General features: G+C 59.0%; 20 protein-coding genes. 13 read left to right on the top strand and 7 right to left on the bottom strand.

Annotated features, from left to right (window positions below):
- The first annotated feature begins 35 nt into the window (after positions 1-35).
- Both GGE33_RS19505 and GGE33_RS19500 read left to right on the top strand, forming a co-directional pair.
- Positions 36-680 carry a TetR/AcrR family transcriptional regulator gene (locus GGE33_RS19505; protein ID WP_148148001.1) on the top strand — a complete coding sequence of 215 codons (645 nt, stop codon included), beginning with the start codon at positions 36-38 and terminating at the stop codon, positions 678-680.
- 298 nt (positions 681-978) lie between these two features.
- Positions 979-1,311 (top strand): DUF6105 family protein, encoded by a 333-nt coding sequence (locus tag GGE33_RS19500; RefSeq protein WP_148148003.1) that lies wholly within the window; start codon positions 979-981, stop codon positions 1,309-1,311.
- On the opposite strand, the gene ruvX is transcribed toward GGE33_RS19500, so the two are convergent.
- Positions 1,248-1,742, bottom strand: a complete 495-nt coding sequence (ruvX, locus tag GGE33_RS19495; protein WP_183826876.1) for a Holliday junction resolvase RuvX — start codon at positions 1,740-1,742, stop codon at positions 1,248-1,250. The genes GGE33_RS19500 and ruvX overlap by 64 nt on opposite strands.
- 17 nt (positions 1,743-1,759) lie before the next feature.
- Positions 1,760-2,065 (bottom strand): alkylphosphonate utilization protein, encoded by a 306-nt coding sequence (locus GGE33_RS19490; protein WP_148148005.1) that lies wholly within the window; start codon positions 2,063-2,065, stop codon positions 1,760-1,762.
- A 460-nt stretch (positions 2,066-2,525) separates the two neighbouring features.
- Between GGE33_RS19490 and GGE33_RS19485 the strand changes: the two genes are divergently transcribed.
- The 5 genes from GGE33_RS19485 to GGE33_RS19465 all read left to right on the top strand — a co-directional run bounded on the left by GGE33_RS19485 (position 2,526) and on the right by GGE33_RS19465 (position 5,985).
- On the top strand, positions 2,526-3,236 hold the full coding sequence (locus GGE33_RS19485; RefSeq protein WP_183826873.1) for a metal-dependent hydrolase: 711 nt from the start codon (positions 2,526-2,528) through the stop codon (positions 3,234-3,236).
- Between the two features lie 150 nt (positions 3,237-3,386).
- Positions 3,387-3,674, top strand: a complete 288-nt coding sequence (gene gatC / locus GGE33_RS19480; RefSeq protein ID WP_148148007.1) for an Asp-tRNA(Asn)/Glu-tRNA(Gln) amidotransferase subunit GatC — start codon at positions 3,387-3,389, stop codon at positions 3,672-3,674.
- Between the two features lie 57 nt (positions 3,675-3,731).
- Positions 3,732-5,213 carry an Asp-tRNA(Asn)/Glu-tRNA(Gln) amidotransferase subunit GatA gene (gene gatA, locus GGE33_RS19475; protein ID WP_183826870.1) on the top strand — a complete coding sequence of 494 codons (1,482 nt, stop codon included), beginning with the start codon at positions 3,732-3,734 and terminating at the stop codon, positions 5,211-5,213.
- Between the two features lie 20 nt (positions 5,214-5,233).
- Positions 5,234-5,698, top strand: coding sequence for a GNAT family N-acetyltransferase (locus GGE33_RS19470; RefSeq protein ID WP_183826867.1), 465 nt, complete (start codon positions 5,234-5,236; stop codon positions 5,696-5,698).
- Positions 5,699-5,718: 20 nt separating this feature from the next.
- Positions 5,719-5,985 carry a hypothetical protein gene (locus tag GGE33_RS19465; RefSeq protein WP_183826864.1) on the top strand — a complete coding sequence of 89 codons (267 nt, stop codon included), beginning with the start codon at positions 5,719-5,721 and terminating at the stop codon, positions 5,983-5,985.
- 40 nt (positions 5,986-6,025) lie between these two features.
- On the opposite strand, the gene GGE33_RS19460 is transcribed toward GGE33_RS19465, so the two are convergent.
- Positions 6,026-6,283, bottom strand: coding sequence for a YjhX family toxin (locus GGE33_RS19460; RefSeq protein ID WP_183826861.1), 258 nt, complete (start codon positions 6,281-6,283; stop codon positions 6,026-6,028).
- A 289-nt stretch (positions 6,284-6,572) separates the two neighbouring features.
- Positions 6,573-9,002, bottom strand: coding sequence for a membrane-bound PQQ-dependent dehydrogenase, glucose/quinate/shikimate family (locus GGE33_RS19455; protein WP_183826858.1), 2,430 nt, complete (start codon positions 9,000-9,002; stop codon positions 6,573-6,575).
- A 301-nt stretch (positions 9,003-9,303) separates the two neighbouring features.
- Between GGE33_RS19455 and GGE33_RS19450 the strand changes: the two genes are divergently transcribed.
- Positions 9,304-9,816: a GNAT family N-acetyltransferase gene (locus GGE33_RS19450; RefSeq protein ID WP_183826855.1), complete on the top strand. Its 513-nt coding sequence runs from the start codon at positions 9,304-9,306 to the stop codon at positions 9,814-9,816.
- Here GGE33_RS19450 and GGE33_RS19445 read toward each other — a convergent pair.
- Entirely contained in the window at positions 9,813-10,133 is a 321-nt protein-coding gene (locus GGE33_RS19445; RefSeq protein WP_183826851.1) for a DUF1294 domain-containing protein, read from the bottom strand. The two genes, GGE33_RS19450 and GGE33_RS19445, sit on opposite strands and share 4 nt — an antisense overlap.
- 125 nt (positions 10,134-10,258) lie before the next feature.
- Between GGE33_RS19445 and gatB the strand changes: the two genes are divergently transcribed.
- From gatB to GGE33_RS19420, 5 genes are all read left to right on the top strand, one after another.
- Complete coding sequence (gene gatB / locus GGE33_RS19440) at positions 10,259-11,761, top strand: Asp-tRNA(Asn)/Glu-tRNA(Gln) amidotransferase subunit GatB (protein ID WP_183826848.1); 1,503 nt, start codon at positions 10,259-10,261, stop codon at positions 11,759-11,761.
- Between the two features lie 3 nt (positions 11,762-11,764).
- Positions 11,765-12,268, top strand: coding sequence for a GNAT family N-acetyltransferase (locus GGE33_RS19435; RefSeq protein WP_148148014.1), 504 nt, complete (start codon positions 11,765-11,767; stop codon positions 12,266-12,268).
- Between the two features lie 23 nt (positions 12,269-12,291).
- Positions 12,292-12,753 carry a GNAT family N-acetyltransferase gene (locus GGE33_RS19430; protein WP_148148015.1) on the top strand — a complete coding sequence of 154 codons (462 nt, stop codon included), beginning with the start codon at positions 12,292-12,294 and terminating at the stop codon, positions 12,751-12,753.
- 113 nt (positions 12,754-12,866) lie between these two features.
- Complete coding sequence (locus GGE33_RS19425; protein WP_148148016.1) at positions 12,867-13,265, top strand: NADH:ubiquinone oxidoreductase subunit NDUFA12; 399 nt, start codon at positions 12,867-12,869, stop codon at positions 13,263-13,265.
- A gap of 103 nt (positions 13,266-13,368) precedes the next feature.
- Complete coding sequence (locus GGE33_RS19420) at positions 13,369-13,788, top strand: DUF2155 domain-containing protein (protein WP_394353679.1); 420 nt, start codon at positions 13,369-13,371, stop codon at positions 13,786-13,788.
- A gap of 17 nt (positions 13,789-13,805) precedes the next feature.
- On the opposite strand, the gene aat is transcribed toward GGE33_RS19420, so the two are convergent.
- Both aat and accC read right to left on the bottom strand, forming a co-directional pair.
- A complete protein-coding gene (aat, locus tag GGE33_RS19415; RefSeq protein WP_148148018.1) occupies positions 13,806-14,423 on the bottom strand; it encodes a leucyl/phenylalanyl-tRNA--protein transferase in 618 nt (205 codons plus the stop codon).
- 53 nt (positions 14,424-14,476) lie between these two features.
- Positions 14,477-15,823, bottom strand: a complete 1,347-nt coding sequence (accC, locus tag GGE33_RS19410) for an acetyl-CoA carboxylase biotin carboxylase subunit (RefSeq protein WP_148148019.1) — start codon at positions 15,821-15,823, stop codon at positions 14,477-14,479.
- Between the last annotated feature and the right edge of the window lie 6 nt (positions 15,824-15,829).

Genomic DNA, 15,829 nt, shown 5'->3' with positions numbered 1-15,829 from the left:
GCCTATGCTGGAGTTTCTTGAAGAATAGGCCGAAGATGCTGCAGATCCCCGAGATGACCACGCAACAGAACCAGCCATTACGGCCGCGCAATCGGGCCAATACCGAGCGTGCGATTTTCCTGGCGGCGCGTGGTCTCCTGTCCGAACACGGTTTCCAGGGTTTCGGGATCAATGCGGTGGCGCGCCGTGCCGGCTGCGACAAGCAACTGATCTACCGTTATTACGGCGGTCTCGATGGTCTGCTCGATGCAATCGGCGAGGAACTCGGCAGCTGGGTGAGCGACAAGATCCCGCAGGATACCGGCGGCATGTTCGTCCTCACCTATGGCGACCTGATGGAAAAGCTTTCGATGTATTTCATGGAAGCGCTGAGGGACGACCCGCTCGTCTGCAGGATCGTCGCCTGGGAAGTCTCTCAAGATACGCCGCAGGTTCGCCGACTTTCCGAGTCGCGCATGAAGGCGCTCGGCAAATGGCTGGAGCGGATGCAGGGCAGCCTGAAGCCGCCGAAAGGCGTCGATACCGCCACGACCAATGCGCTGCTGTTTGCGTCCATCCAGCATCTGGTCATTTCCGCTTCCGTCAGCGGCCAGTTTGCCGGTGTTGCGCTGAAGACGGAAAAGGACTGGGAAAAGGTGGCTGCCGCGGTTCGCCGCCTCGTTCGCGCCATATACGGCTGATCCCAACCATCATTGTCCACAGTCACACCTCGGAAATTAACCATAACCATGGGTTTCCGTTGCACCGAATTGCTGTGTCTTTAGGCTGGTTAATGTATTGTTAACCGAGTTTCGTAAGACAAATGCCAGCTGTGGTAACATTCCTCAGAGAGCGCCTTTTGCTGATCGTCCTGACGGGGGCTTTCGCCGCATTGGCGCTTAACATCGCGGTCCCTGCGTTGGTGCTGAGTGTTATGGCGCTGTCGAGATGGGTTGTCTCGGCGGATTTGGGTCTGGCAGAGCTTGAAGGTAAGGCCGCATGAAGTGGTTCTTGATACTCTGGGCAGGCCCGGTCGCACTGCTGTCGAGCTGGTATGGCTTGTCCTATTATGACATGAGCTTCGGCTTTTTCATGCTGACGCGGCACACCCACGATCTCGTTTTCGAGGTCTATGGAAACATTCTCGGCATTCCGCCCGAAACCATCCCGCCACTCGTTGCAAGGGCGATTGCGTTCGATAGCCTGATCGTCTTTGCCATCATCGCCTTCAGAAAGCGCAAGGCGATCGCTGCCTGGTGGCGCAAGCGTCAGTCTTCGAAGGAAGACGTCATTGCCGTACGCAGAGACGAGAGCCTGTCGAGCGCCCCCTGAAGAATGAAGCTTGCCGCAGCCGAATCGATCCGTTCGGCCCGCTTGGCGCGAGAAACGTCCATTTCCAGCAATGCCCTTTCAGCCGCGACAGTCGAGAGCCGTTCGTCCCAGTAGACGAAGGGCAGGGCGGTCTTGTCCGACATGGAGCGGACGAAGGCGCGGGTCGCCTGAACGCGAGCGCCAGCCGAGCCATCCATGTTCATCGGCAGGCCGATGATGAAGGCAGCGACCTTCTCCTTTTCAGCAAATGCCAGCAGCACCTGGGCGTCCTGAGTGAATTTCACCCGCTTGATCACTGGCCGTGGGGATGAAAACCGCCGGCCGAGATCTGACATGGCAAGCCCGATCGTCTTGGTGCCGAGGTCCAGCCCGGCAATTGCCTGGTTCGGCTGAAGCGCTTCGGCCAGTTCTTCGATCGTCAATGTTGCCATGTCTAAAAATCCTGCACTCAGCTTTTTTTACGCACGAACTCTGTGCGCAGCACCAGACCCTTGATCGTATCGTGCCGGCAATCGATTTCTTCCGGGTTATCCGTCAGGCGGATGGAGCGGATCACCGTGCCCTGCTTCAGCGTCTGACCTGCGCCCTTGACCTTGAGGTCCTTGATCAGCGTGACGGCGTCGCCATCGGCAAGCACATTGCCGGCGCTGTCATGAACCGCTGAAGCCGCAGCTGCTTTTGCGGCCGCTTCAGATGCAGGCAGCCATTCGCCGCTTGCTTCGTCATAGATGTATTCGTCGTCATTGCCCGCCATGTCGTTTCCTTTGGTGATGAAATGTCGTCCGCTGCCAGTATTGCTCGCAGGAGCTGGGAGCGGCTGGAGGTCGCTTAGCCCACGGTCTACTGGCTGGCAACCGTTGTCGTCAGGACATGGCTATAGCACGATCAGGTATCGGTGGCGCTCATGATCACCATTCCCGCTCGAATCAACCATCGCGAAGTTTGAAATCGGCGAGTGACATGCTATCTTTGGGGCAGGAGGTGAGACGACCTTCATTCCGGTGGGAGCCGGGCTTTCGCTCGACCCCCGTGCTGTTAACGGCTTATCGTCATTGTCAGGCGCCAACCGAACAAACTGACGATCACCGTAACCCGGATTTCAATCGTCTCACCTCCTTTCGTCGCGCCGGAACGTCCGTTCCGACCTTTCCTTTTTATCAAATTTCGATTTGGTTTGTTCCCCCTGATTCCCCTGTATTGGAGGACGATTACCCATGAAGATCACCTGGCTCGGCCATGCCGCTTTCCGTATCGAGACAGCCAAGGCCAAAATCCTGATCGACCCATTTCTCAGCTATAACCAGCCTTTTGCCGATGCCGGTCTCGACATCAAGGATGTGTCTGAAGGTGTGACCCATATCCTGCTGACGCACGGCCACGCGGACCATGTCGGCGACACGGTTGCGATTGCCAAGGAAAAGGGCGCGGTCGTTTTAGCCAACGCCGATCTCGGTTCCTGGCTCGGCACCAAAGGCGTCGAAAAGATCGAGATGGGCAATACCGGCGGCACGGTCGCATTCGACGGCTTCACCGCCACTTTCACCCAGGCACTGCATTCCTCCGGCCAGGTCGATGAAATGGGCGTTGCCCATTCACTCGGCTCCGCCAACGGCTTGATGCTGCATTTCGACGATGAGCTTTCGGTTCTCCACATGGGCGATACCGACATCTTCACTGATATGGGCCTGATCAATGAACTGCACCAGCCGGATCTCGGCATCGTGCCTATCGGCGACCGTTTCACCATGGGCGGCGCGGTGGCGGCTTTGGCCTGCCAGCGCTTCTTTGATTTCAAGCACGCCATTCCCTGCCACTACGGCACTTTCCCGATCATCGACCAGACGCCGGAAAAGTTCGTCAAGGGCATGGAAGGCAGCCGCACCCGCGTTGAAACGCCAGCGCCGGGCACTGCGCTGAGCTATTAATTCCTTGAGCAAGTTTGGCGCGTCGCCACTGCGGCGCGCCGACTGCGGCAAAATCGTTGCGCATTGTTGCTATTCCGGTTGCGCTTGTTGTTGCGATCACAACACATGGCCATTATAGCGAAGTAGATTTTTATTGCCCGGAGTTGAGCCATGTCCGTCGATCTCGCCACCGTAAAGCGCGTTGCGCGCCTTGCCCGCATTGCCGTCACTGAAGACGACGCCAATCGCATGGTCGGCGAGCTGAATGGCATCATCAATTTCGTCGAGCAATTGGGCGAGGTCGATGTGACCGGCGTCGAGCCGATGACGTCTGTCACCCCGATGGACATGCGCAAGCGCGTTGATGCCGTGACCGATGGCGACAAGGCTGACGACATCGTTGCCAATGCGCCCGTGACCGACCGCAATTTCTTCCTGGTGCCGAAGGTCGTTGAATAAGCCGCTTTTCAAAGCGCTTCCGACCCTCTCCACGCATTCGAACATTTTGAAGAGCCCATGACCGAACTCACCAGCCTCACAATTGCCGAAGCCCGCGAAAAGCTCGCCTCGAAGGAAATCACCTCGGTCGAACTGACCAAGGCCTATGTCGACGCGATCGACGCATTCAACAGCACCTTCAATGCCTACATCACCACCACGCCGGAAAAGGCGATGGAAATGGCCAAGGCTTCCGACGAACGCCGCGCGAGCGGCAAGGTTGGCGCGCTGGAAGGCATTCCGCTCGGCATCAAGGACCTGTTCGCCACCGAAGGCATCCACACCCAGGCCTGCTCCCACATTCTTGACGGCTTCAAGCCGAAATACGAATCGACAGTTACCCAGAACCTCTGGGACGATGGCGCCGTCATGCTCGGCAAGCTGAACATGGACGAATTCGCCATGGGCTCGTCGAACGAGACCTCCTTCTACGGACCGGTCATTAACCCATGGAAGGCGGAAGGCTCCAACCAGCAGCTCGTTCCGGGCGGCTCGTCCGGCGGTTCGGCTGCAGCCGTTGCTGCCCATCTGTGCGCCGGCGCCACCGCAACCGACACAGGCGGCTCGATCCGCCAGCCCGCCGCCTTCACCGGAACCGTCGGCATCAAGCCGACCTATGGCCGCTGCTCGCGCTGGGGCACGGTTGCTTTTGCCTCCTCGCTCGACCAGGCTGGCCCGATTGCACGCGATGTGCGCGATGCCGCGATCATGCTGAAGTCGATGGCCTCCGTCGACAAGAAGGACACGACTTCCGTCGATCTTCCGATCCCGGATTACGAAGCAGCGCTCGGCCAGTCAGTCAAGGGCATGAAGATCGGCATTCCGAAGGAATATCGCGTCGACAACATGCCGGAAGAGATCGAGGCGCTCTGGCAGCAGGGTATCGCCTTCCTCAAGGATGCCGGTGCCGAGATCGTCGATATCACCCTGCCGCATACGAAATACGCCCTGCCGGCCTATTACATCGTCGCGCCTGCCGAAGCCTCGTCCAACCTTGCCCGTTATGACGGTGTTCGTTACGGCCTGCGCATCGACGGCAAGGACATTGCCGACATGTACGAAAAGACCCGCGCGGCCGGCTTCGGCACCGAGGTCAAGCGTCGTATCATGATCGGCACCTATGTTCTGTCGGCCGGTTATTACGATGCCTATTACCTGCAGGCGCAGAAGGTCCGCACGCTGATCAAGCGGGACTTCGAGACCGTCTTCCACGCAGGTGTAGATGCGATCCTGACGCCGGCCACCCCGTCGTCCGCCTTCGGTATCGCCGACGAAAACCTCGCAGCCGATCCGGTCGCCATGTACCTGAACGACATCTTCACGGTGACGGTCAACATGGCAGGCCTTCCGGGCATCGCCGTCCCGGCCGGCCTCGACAAGAAGGGCCTGCCGCTCGGCCTGCAGCTTATCGGCAAGCCGTTCGAGGAAGAAACGCTATTCCGCACCGCCTATGTCATAGAACAGGCCGCCGGCAAGTTCACGCCGGCCAAGTGGTGGTAAGCGGGCTTGAAATTCGAGAAATGACTATCGCCGATCACATTGTGGTCGGCGAAGTCGGTTTTGCGGCCTGGCAATCCAGCGATGCCTTCAAGGATGTCGAGCTCTCAGCCGACGTCCTGGAGCGGACCCGCAGGGCCTACGAGATTTTTGCCGGGGAAACCAAGGGCGACGTCTGGATTGCCGAACTGGACGGCAAGGTCGTTGGCTGGTGCGCGCGCGATGGCGCGCCGAATTATATCTCCGATCTCTGGATTCTGCCCGACCATCAGGGCAGGGGCATCGGCAATGCGCTGGTTTTGGATGCAATCGCTCGCATCAAGGCGGAAGGGCATAGGACGGCCACCATCCATACCCATGGCCGCAATGCCGGTGCGATCAGGCTTTATCAGCGTTGTGGCTTTGTCATCGTCTGGCGCGGCACCGAATATTCCAAGAGCATGGGCATCGACCTGGAAAAGGTTCATCTGCAACAGTCATTGACCTGACCAAAGCCGAGGAGATTAGGATGAGCGCTGAACTGGCGTCTCTGATCGCAGCTTTCAACCGTCTTGCCGCCGCCAATTTCAAGATCGGGCCGGACTGGGACAAAGTGCACAATCTCTGCCAGCAGCATGAAGGCGAACAGGCATTCGACTGGGGACACGCGCTTAGCCATCGTATCGAAGGCGACGACTGGAATGCCGGTTACTGGTACCGGCGGGCAGGAAAGCCTGTGGCAACAGGGTCGTTCGCCAATGAATGGGCCGCGATGAAAGCCGTCTTTCAGGGCTGATAGGAAGCCGGCCTTTCGGCGAAAGACCGGCTGCCATTCTCTATCGGTTATTCAATTCGGCTCTCACCAGCACCAATCCCCGTTCGGTAATCCGGTAGGGTCTGCCGCCTTGCGATCTGATCGCCTTCTTCTGCTTCAGCTTGCGAAATGTGATGAGGTCGAGGCCCGAGAAGATCCAGCCTTCACGGGTGAAGAGTTGCAGTTTTTCGATCTTGCGATCGTCGTCTCGGGTGATTTCGATCCTGCCGCCCTGAGCGAGCAGGTGGAGAATGCGCTGTTCGGCGCGGGAAATATCCATTGTTTCGATGTCCGGAGAGGCGCTCGCATTGGAGCGCACAAAAACGGTTCCGATACCCGGATTGGGTGTCGGGGCTTACGTTTTTGTCTGGGCCAGTCGCCTGACGGCTACCGGCCCCTCAACGGGTCTCTTGGGACGAGAACATCAAAACTCCATCAATGCTTTTTCGGGTTAAACGCCTTGCGGGCGGCGGTCAAGTTTCGCAACCGTCGCGGTTCTTGAAGTCAGACGCAAAAAAAAACGCGCCGGTTGCCCGACGCGTTTCCTGTTTCGAATGGGCGTTATCCGCTCAGTCGAGCGTGTAGGCGATGACCGAATCGCCGGGCGTGGTGCCGAGCGAGCCGTGGCCACCCGCTGCAACCACGATATACTGCTTGCCGTCTTTGCCGCGATAGGTCATCGGCGTTGCCTGGCCACCGGCCGGAAGCGCCATCTTCCACAGCACTTCGCCTGTCTGCATGTCGTAACCACGGATCGAGTCGTCGAGGGCTGCGGCCGTAAAGGCAACGCCGCCGGCGGTCGTCAGCGTTCCACCATGGGCGAGCATGCCCATTTCGAACGGGATCGGGAACTTCACTCCGGCGAACTGCTGTCCGGCCACCGTGCCGTTGCGGTATTTCCAGGCGGTCTTGCCGGTCTTCAGGTCGACGCCGACGCGCACACCCCAGGCCGGGGCATTGCATGGAGCGTTGAGCGCCGAACGGAAGTGCTGGATCGATACGGCATAGGGGCCGCCGAGGTTTTCGTTGCCCGGCTTGGATTCGCCGCCCGAATTGTCCCCGCCGAACACGCGCTTGTTAAGGTCGCCTGCCTGACGCGGATAGAGCTTGTAGAGATAGGCGAGATATTGCGGTGTACCGATCAGCCACTTGTTGACCGGATCGATCGCAACAGAACCCCAGTTGAACACACCGATATTCCCCGGCCATACGAGCGAGCCAGTCGTTGTCGGTGGCGTCCATGGATTGCCGTCGTAACGATACTGGTTGTAGGTCGTGCGGCATGCCATCTGGTCGAACGGCGTTGCCCCCCACATGTCGGCTTCGCGCAGCGGCGCCGGCGTGAAGTTGAGCGAGGACATCGGTTGCGTCGGCGAAAGCTTCTCGCCGGCAATATCGGTATTGGTGCTTACCGGAACGTCGCTGATCGGCAGAATCGGCTTGCCGTTGGTACGGTCCAGAACCCACAGGTTGCCGATCTTCGTCGGGATGATGATCGCCGGCGTGTCGACGCCGTCCTTCGGCAGGTTCAGGAGAACCGGCTGGGAAGGGTTGTCGCGGTCCCACAGATCGTGATGCGAAGTCTGGAATTTCCACTTCAGCTGGCCGGTCTTCAGGTCGAGGGCGGCGAGCGCATCGACGAATGCCTCCTGCTCGGGCGTGCGCGAAATGCCGACCTGGTCAGGCGAGGCGTTACCGAACGGGATATAGGCGAGACCGAGAGTTTCGTCCGCGGCAAACTGCGTCCAGGCAACGACCGAATTCGGCTCATAATGCTCGCCGGGAGCAAGCGGAGCCGTGTCGTTCGGCTTGCTGGCGTCGAATTTCCAGACGACCTTGCCGGTACGAACGTCGAAGGCGCGGATAACGCCCGACGGATTGTTTTCGTAGTAGTTGTCGGCGATCGCGCTGCCGAGGATGATCAGATCCTTGGTCACAAGCGGAGCGGATGTCTGCTGGTAGGTGGCACGATTGGTATCTACCATGCCTTCCATCAGGTCGACATAACCGTCGGTGCCGAAGGTCTTGCACAGCTCGCCGTTATCGGCGTTGAGCGCAAACAGACGGGCATCGACCGTCGAGGCAAGAATACGGCGCGGGCATTCGGCAACGGCGGCTGTGGTCGCCGCCTGCTGTTCCGGCGTGCTGCTGGCGGGAGCGGCATAGGCCGTCGAATCATTCCAGGATACGCCGCGGCATGTCTGGTGCTGATAGAACGGATCGCGCTTCATCATCGGGTCGAAGGACCAGAGGACCTTGCCACTTTCCGGCTCGAGCGACTGGATGATGTTATGCGGCGTGCAGAAATAGAGCGCGCCATTCACTTTGATCGGCGTAGCTTCGAACGTGTATTCCTTGGAGTCCTGATCTTCCTTGCGCAGGTCGCCGGTGTGATGTTCCCAGGCGACCTTCAGGCCTTTGACGTTGTCAATATTGACGTCCTTCAGAGCCGAATAGCGCTGGCCGAGATTGGTGCCGCCATAGGCCGTCCAGTCGTCTGCGGGATATGCAATACCGCTCGGATCGATCGCAGCGTCTGCAGAAGCCGTCTTTTCAAGCTTCCCGGTAATCGAGAGCGGATCGTAGAACCAGGCGACGACGCCGAGAACGGCAATCACGGCGACGACGGCGCGCAGGGCAAAGACGCCATTCTTGAGGCTCGGTACCCAGGGCTTCTGCGGGCGGTCACTCAGGCTGCTGGTGACGAAGGAGAGGCTCAGCAGCAGGCCGAGGAAAATGACCAGCGCGCCGCGGGGGATCCACTGCCACTTGTCGAAGCCGACTTCGTAAAGCGTCCAGATGAAGGTGACTGCCAGCGTCAGCGCATAGATCCAGAGACCGGCCTGGCGCCGCGCAATCAGCAATGCGCCCGAGACGATGAGGCCGAGGGCCATGATAACATAAAATGGGGAACCACCCGCCAGCGCCAGCTTTGCTCCATACCAGAGAATAGCCAGGCCAAGCAGAGCGGTAATAACCCCTCCGATACGAGACATCATTTCGATGTGCTCCTTTATTGGGTTCAGGAATTGCGGTCGAAAAATTGAATTTGAGAGGGTCGAGAGCCCTTAATCGGTGCGGCGTAAGGCCGCGGCCCTACGATGAAGGAGGTAGGCCGCATAATTCTTGGACACAATGCTTTTAAAGTTGTGTTGTCGTGCGTTTTGTCAATTGCCAAGCAAGGTGCTGCAATTGAAAGTAGTTTTGTCGATGAAACGGCGGTGCGGGACCATCTCGCTGGCCGGATTTCGCGCATCATGTTCTCTCGCCCGGGGAAAAAGGCAGGTGACAGGGGAAAGAATGGCCACGACACGCAACGCACGGGAAGAGGATGTCGATGTCCTGGCCGAAATCGGTTTTCGCGCTTGGGAGAAGGCGATGGAAGCGATCGGCGAGATGGCTGATATGCGAGTGAGCGCACGCGAAGCCTTCGCCAATTTCACCCGTTCCTCCTGGCTCACAATCACGGTGGTGGAGGAGTTCTCAACTGTTGCCGGATGGGCTGCGCGCGAGCATCTGGACGAACTGATCTCCGATTTCTGGATCGATCCCCAATATCAGGGACAAGGTCTGGGCAGGGCGCTGCTTGAGGAAGTCGAGGCCGAAATCCTCCGCCAGGGGTTCAAGAAAGCGCGTATCGAGACACATGCGCAGAACAATGAGGCTATCGGCTTTTTCGAAAAGCACGGTTATGCCATCCATTGGCTGTCAGTTGCCTATTCTCCTAAGATCGATCGCGACGTCCAGTCCGTCGGGCTGTCCAAGATGCTTGTCGAAGTGCCGCCGACGGCGATGTACGGTCAGGAATTCTAGCCGAGGCCAAGCTTTTCCAGTAGCGCGATTGCTGCCTCCGGTGCTGTTACCGCCACGACAAGCCATGCCATTTGCAGGACGAAGAACAAGGGCAAGGCGAAGTTGAAAGGCGGCTTGCGGGTCTTGTGGCGCAGCAGTCGCTGTGCCGCGAGCGCGCCCGGGCCGCCGGCGGTAAACGCCATCAGCAGCAACGTCGATTCCCTGACGCGCCAGCTGCCGTTACGCGCCGCGCGCTTGTCCCACCAATAGACGCCGAATACGAGCGCGTTGTAGGCAACAGCCAGCGCCGCCAGAGGCAGGATCGGGTTGATCCCCATGAAATTCTTCCTTCTGCCCGCATGCCGCGGATGAACGGCGCGGCGAAGGCCCTCAAGTCTTGCGCCACCACGGCATTTGTTCTACCTCACGAATTCAAAGAATTCACGCATGAGACGAGCCCAAGATGACCATTGTCGACGTCCGTACCCCTGATCCCAAACGCTTCATCCCCGGCGCCACCGGCGACTGGGAAGTGATCATCGGCATGGAGGTTCACGCTCAGGTCCTCTCCAATTCAAAACTCTTCTCCGGCGCCTCGACCGAATTCGGCAAGCCGGCCAATGGTAATGTGTCGCTCGTCGATGCCGCCATGCCGGGCATGCTGCCGGTCATCAACGAGGAATGCATCAAGCAGGCAGTGCGCACCGGTCTTGGCCTGAAGGCGCAGATCAACAAGCGCTCGATCTTCGATCGCAAAAACTATTTCTATCCGGATCTGCCGCAGGGCTACCAGATTTCGCAGTTCAAGGACCCGATCGTCGGCGAAGGCAAGATCGTCATCTCGCTCGGCCCAGACCGTCAGGGTCAGTTCGAGGATATCGAGATCGGTATCGAGCGCCTGCACCTGGAACAGGATGCCGGCAAGTCGATGCATGACCAGCATCCGACCATGTCCTATGTCGACCTCAACCGTTCGGGCGTCGCCCTGATGGAAATCGTCTCGAAGCCTGACATGCGCTCCTCGGACGAAGCCAAGGCCTATATGACCAAGCTGCGCTCGATCGTGCGCTATCTCGGCACCTGCGACGGCAACATGGACGAAGGCTCGATGCGCGCCGACGTCAACGTCTCCGTCCGCCGCCCGGGTGCTGAATTCGGCACGCGCTGCGAGATCAAGAACGTCAACTCGATCCGCTTCATCGGCCAGGCGATCGAATACGAGGCACGCCGCCAGATCGGCATTCTGGAAGATGGCGGCTCCATCGACCAGGAAACCCGTCTCTTCGATCCCGGCAAGGGCGAAACCCGCTCGATGCGTTCCAAGGAAGATGCGCATGACTACCGTTATTTCCCCGATCCGGACCTGCTGCCGCTCGAATTCGACGACGCCTTCATTGATGCCCTGCGCGCTGATCTGATCGAACTGCCGGACGATAAGAAGGCTCGTTTCGTTGCCGAACTCGGCCTGTCGATCTATGACGCCTCGGTTCTTGTTTCGGAAAAGGCGATCGCAGATTATTTCGAAGCCGTTGCCGAAGGTCGTGACGGCAAGACTGCCGCAAACTGGGTTATCAACGACTTGCTGGGTGCCTTGAACAAACTCGGCAAAGACATTGAAGAGACTCCGGTTTCGCCTGCCCAGCTCGGCGGCATCATCGACCTCATCAAGGCCGAAACCATTTCCGGCAAGATCGCCAAGGACCTCTTCGAGATCGTCTTGAACGAAGGCGGCGATCCGGCCGAAATTGTCGAATCCCGCGGCATGAAGCAGGTCACGGATACCGGCGCCATCGAAAAAGCCGTCGACGAAATCATCGCCGCAAATCCGGATCAGGTCGAGAAGGTCAAGGCCAAGCCGACGCTCGCCGGCTGGTTCGTCGGCCAGGTGATGAAGTCGACCGGTGGCAAGGCCAACCCGCAAGCCGTCCAGGCGCTGGTCAAGGCCAAGCTCGGCATTGAGGAATAGGTCTTGTTCTTCGTACGCACCGCCGGCGACGAGGACGTGGAGAAGATCCGCGTCCTTTTAGGCGAAACGTTTCATGATGCTTATGATCCGTTCTATGGAGCGGATCAGGTTTCGCAGATGGTGAGCGGTTGGCATTCGACGAACGCGATCCGCTCGCGCATCGGCAAGCGTGACGGCGAGTTTCTCGTGGCCGATGATGGCCGCAAGCTCGGCGGCATCGCTTATGCGGCCATCTATCCCAAGATGGCCAGGACCGTGATGCTGCACCAACTCTACGTTCGCCCTTCCTGCCAGAACGAGGGTATCGGCCGCGATCTGTTTGCCGAGATGGAAACCTGCTTCCCGGACGCGGAAATCATGCGCGTCGAGGTTGCCCTTCCGAATGTCCGCGCCATGTCTTTTTACGAGCGCCTTGGTTTCTCCGAGGTCGACCGGATGGAAGAATGGGGCGCACCGAATTCGGGCCTGCCCGCCATCATCATGGAAAAACGTCTGCAGCAGCATTGAATGCGGGCGAGGGGGAAAGAGCTATGACCGACTTGATCATCCGACGCGCACATGAGGAGGATCTGAGCGCGATCGTTGCCATGTTTGCTGACGATCAAAAGGGCGGCCACGGCGACACGACCGATCCCGAAGCGTATGAGGATTATCTTCGCGCTTTCCACATGATCGATGCTTCCGCCAATGAGCAGCTGTTCGTGGCTGAGTTGGATGGCGAGGTCGTCGGCACGTTTCAGTTACTCTACACCCGCACGCTTACCTCGCGAGGATCCCTGGCGATGATCATCGAGGCGGTGCAGACGCGCTCGGATATGCGCAGCCGCGGTATTGGGGGTCGGATGATCGATTATGCTGTGCAAGAGGCAAGGCGCCACGATTGCCAGCTGGCGCAATTGACCTCCAATGCAGTTCGCACCGATGCCCATCGTTTCTACGAGCGGCAGGGCTTTGCCAGGAGCCATGCCGGTTTCAAGATGAAGCTCAAGTAGTCTTGAAGCCTAGAATCGCTGGACAGGACCGGCGGCAGGCGTCATAAGCAGGATAGCCATTTTTCGGCGTCCACAAGTCCAATTCGACGATTGTCAAAGCGACGGAATACCCCATGAAAGAACTTCTGCTGCAGATATTCACCTGGTGGAACGGTCAGACGATGGGGACGCGTTTCTTCACCTGGCGGCACGGCAAGAAGGTCGGCGAAGACGAAATGGGCAACGTCTATTACGAAGGTCCGATGACTTCCTGGGGCAAGCCCAAGCGCTGGGTCATCTACAAGGGCTACGCGGACGCTTCCGCCATCGCTCCCGGCTGGCACGGCTGGATGCATTATCGCACCGATGTCCCGCCGTCGCTGGAGACCTACGCCGCCCGCGAATGGCAGAAGCCGCACAAGCCGAACATGACCGGCACGCCGCTCGCCTATCACCCCAAGGGCTCCCTGGCTTCCACAGGCGAACGCCCCCGCGTCACCGGCGACTACGATGCCTGGACGCCCGGCAACTGAGACTGCTGGAGATCGGCTGAGACCTTGACGGTCATTTGGCCATAATCGCAATCTAGTCATCGACCGTTAACGCGGGCGAGACGGGATGAAAATGACACGGACTATGCCTTTTCCACGCAAACTCATTCTCGGTGCGCTGATCGCGGTGGCACCGCTGCTTGCCACGGAACAGGCCGTTGCTGCCCGGATTTCCAATCCGGTTGCCGTCTTTGCCGGCATCGACAAGATCACCGGCCGCATCACCACCTTCGACGTCTATGTCAACGAGACGGTGCAATACGGCGCGCTGCAGGTGACACCAAAGGTCTGCTATTCCCGCGACGACACCGAGGCACAGAAGATCGACGGCTTTATCGAAGTCGACGAGATCACCCTCGACCGCAAGATCCGCCGTATCTTCTCCGGCTGGATGTTTGCCGACAGCCCTGGCCTTAACGCCGTCGAGCACCCGATCTATGACGTCTGGCTGACTGGCTGCAAGCCGCAGTCCGATATTCCTGCGCCGGCAAAAGCCACCAATTGATCGATTAGAACTTTCCCTCAGAAGGGCAGGTGCGGCCGGTCGACGGCGTCGCGCAACAGAACCAGATATTCGTCCTTGGGGATATCGATCGCGCCGAATGTCTTCAGGTGGTCGGTGGTAAACTGCGTGTCGAGCAATCTGAAACCGTTCCGGTTCAACCTTTCGACCAGATGTACGAGGCAGATCTTCGAGGCATCCGTTTTCCTCGAAAACATGCTTTCGCCGAAGAAGGCGGCCCCCAGAGACACGCCATAGAGCCCGCCGACCAGAGCGCCCTCCTGCCAGGCTTCGACGCTGTGTGCGTGGCCCATGCGGTGAAGCTCGCCATAGAGTTGGCGGATGGTCGCATTGATCCAGGTGCTCGGGCGGTCGGCGGCTGATTCCGCACACATGCCGATCACCTCGTCGAAGGCCGTGTCGAACCGAATTTCGAATGGCTGCTTGCGGATGGTTTTAGCGAGGCTTTTCGAGATGTGGAAATCGTAGAGCGGGATGATGCCACGCATTTCGGGCTCGACCCAGAAGATCTCCGGGTCATCGGCGGACTCCGCCATCGGGAAAAGGCCTATGGAATACGCTCGCAACAGAACGTCCGGTGTAATTGCCGGGTAATATCTGCCGCGCCGCCCTGCCATTTCGCTCCCTAAAGAATGTGCCCGGAACTTTCTGCTCCGGGCACATCATATACCTAGTGTTGGTCGCCGCCAGCCAGATAGTTTTCCAGCCAGTGAATGTCGTAGTTACCCTTCTGGATATCCGGGTTGTCGACCAGATCCCGGAAGAGGGGCAGCGTCGTCTTGATACCGTCGACGACAAACTCGTCGAGCACGCGGCGCAGCCGCCTCATGCATTCCTCACGGGTACGGCCATGCACGATCAGCTTGCCGATCAGGCTGTCGTAGTAAGGCGGGATCTTGTAGCCGGCATATGCGCCTGAATCGACGCGAACACCGAGACCGCCAGGTACATGGAAATGCGTGATCGTGCCGGGTGACGGCACGAAGGTGCGCGCATCCTCGGCATTGATACGGCATTCAATCGCGTGGCCCTGGAACTGGATTTCTTCCTGGGAAACGGAAAGTCCCTCGCCGGAAGCGACCCTGATCTGCTCGTGAACGAGATCGATATTGGTGATCGCTTCGGTTATCGGATGTTCCACCTGCAGGCGGGTGTTCATTTCAATGAAATAGAACTCGCCGTTTTCGTAGAGGAATTCGATCGTACCGGCACCGCGATACTTCATCTTCTTCATTGCGTCGGCGCAGATCTGGCCGATGTTCATCCGCTGCTCGACCGTCAGGGCAGGGGAATTGGCTTCTTCCCAGACCTTCTGGTGACGACGCTGCAGCGAGCAGTCGCGCTCACCGAGATGGATCGCATTGCCTTCGCCGTCACCGACCACCTGGATTTCGATGTGCCGCGGCTTGCCGAGGTACTTTTCCATGTAGACTGCGCCATTGCCGAAAGCATTGAGCGCTTCGGTGCGGGCGGTGTCGAACGCTTCCTGCAAGTCGGCTTCGGTCTTGGCGACCTTCATGCCGCGTCCGCCGCCACCGGCGGTCGCCTTGATCAGGACCGGGAAGCCGATCTCCCTGGCGATGTCCATGACGTTTTCAGGCGTGACTTCGCCTTCGGAGCCCGGAACGACCGGGATGCCGAGTTCTACGGCCGTCTGCTTGGCGGTGATCTTGTCACCCATCAGGCGGATATGTTCGGCGGTCGGGCCGATGAAGGTGATGCCATGCGCTTCGAGGATTTCCGCGAACTTGGCATTCTCCGACAGGAAGCCGTAGCCCGGATGCACGGCGTCAGCGCCGGTGATCTCGCAGGCTGCAACGATCTGGTGGATGTTGAGATAGCTCTCGCGCGACGGCGGAGGGCCGATGCACACGCTCTCGTCGGCGAGGCGGACATGCATGGCGTCCGCATCGGCCGTGGAATGCACGGCGACGGTTGCGATGCCGAGTTCCTTGGCGGCTCTCAGGACACGCAGCGCGATCTCACCGCGATTGGCTATGAGGATCTTGGAAATCATAAAAAG

This window comes from Aliirhizobium cellulosilyticum (assembly GCF_014198105.1).
GTDB lineage: Bacteria > Pseudomonadota > Alphaproteobacteria > Rhizobiales > Rhizobiaceae > Neorhizobium > Neorhizobium cellulosilyticum.
The sequence above is the reverse complement of the archived record's forward strand: the minus strand, read 5'-3'. Positions and strand labels throughout refer to the sequence as shown.

Bases quoted from the DNA above. Each gene is read 5' to 3' on its own strand.
- aat (WP_148148018.1), bottom strand. From the start codon at position 14,423: ATGGCAGGGCGGCGCGGCAGATATTACCCGGCAATTACACCGGACGTT.
- GGE33_RS19485 (WP_183826873.1), top strand. From the start codon at position 2,526: ATGAAGATCACCTGGCTCGGCCATGCCGCTTTCCGTATCGAGACAGCC.
- GGE33_RS19455 (WP_183826858.1), bottom strand. From the start codon at position 9,002: ATGATGTCTCGTATCGGAGGGGTTATTACCGCTCTGCTTGGCCTGGCT.
- GGE33_RS19430 (WP_148148015.1), top strand. From the start codon at position 12,292: ATGACCGACTTGATCATCCGACGCGCACATGAGGAGGATCTGAGCGCG.
- GGE33_RS19450 (WP_183826855.1), top strand. From the start codon at position 9,304: ATGGCCACGACACGCAACGCACGGGAAGAGGATGTCGATGTCCTGGCC.
- gatB (WP_183826848.1), top strand. From the start codon at position 10,259: ATGACCATTGTCGACGTCCGTACCCCTGATCCCAAACGCTTCATCCCC.
- GGE33_RS19420 (WP_394353679.1), top strand. From the start codon at position 13,369: ATGCCTTTTCCACGCAAACTCATTCTCGGTGCGCTGATCGCGGTGGCA.
- gatA (WP_183826870.1), top strand. From the start codon at position 3,732: ATGACCGAACTCACCAGCCTCACAATTGCCGAAGCCCGCGAAAAGCTC.
- GGE33_RS19465 (WP_183826864.1), top strand. From the start codon at position 5,719: ATGAGCGCTGAACTGGCGTCTCTGATCGCAGCTTTCAACCGTCTTGCC.
- GGE33_RS19505 (WP_148148001.1), top strand. From the start codon at position 36: ATGCTGCAGATCCCCGAGATGACCACGCAACAGAACCAGCCATTACGG.
- GGE33_RS19500 (WP_148148003.1), top strand. From the start codon at position 979: ATGAAGTGGTTCTTGATACTCTGGGCAGGCCCGGTCGCACTGCTGTCG.
- GGE33_RS19490 (WP_148148005.1), bottom strand. From the start codon at position 2,065: ATGGCGGGCAATGACGACGAATACATCTATGACGAAGCAAGCGGCGAA.
- GGE33_RS19460 (WP_183826861.1), bottom strand. From the start codon at position 6,283: ATGGATATTTCCCGCGCCGAACAGCGCATTCTCCACCTGCTCGCTCAG.
- GGE33_RS19445 (WP_183826851.1), bottom strand. From the start codon at position 10,133: ATGGGGATCAACCCGATCCTGCCTCTGGCGGCGCTGGCTGTTGCCTAC.
- gatC (WP_148148007.1), top strand. From the start codon at position 3,387: ATGTCCGTCGATCTCGCCACCGTAAAGCGCGTTGCGCGCCTTGCCCGC.
- ruvX (WP_183826876.1), bottom strand. From the start codon at position 1,742: ATGGCAACATTGACGATCGAAGAACTGGCCGAAGCGCTTCAGCCGAAC.
- GGE33_RS19470 (WP_183826867.1), top strand. From the start codon at position 5,234: ATGACTATCGCCGATCACATTGTGGTCGGCGAAGTCGGTTTTGCGGCC.
- GGE33_RS19425 (WP_148148016.1), top strand. From the start codon at position 12,867: ATGAAAGAACTTCTGCTGCAGATATTCACCTGGTGGAACGGTCAGACG.
- accC (WP_148148019.1), bottom strand. From the start codon at position 15,823: ATGATTTCCAAGATCCTCATAGCCAATCGCGGTGAGATCGCGCTGCGT.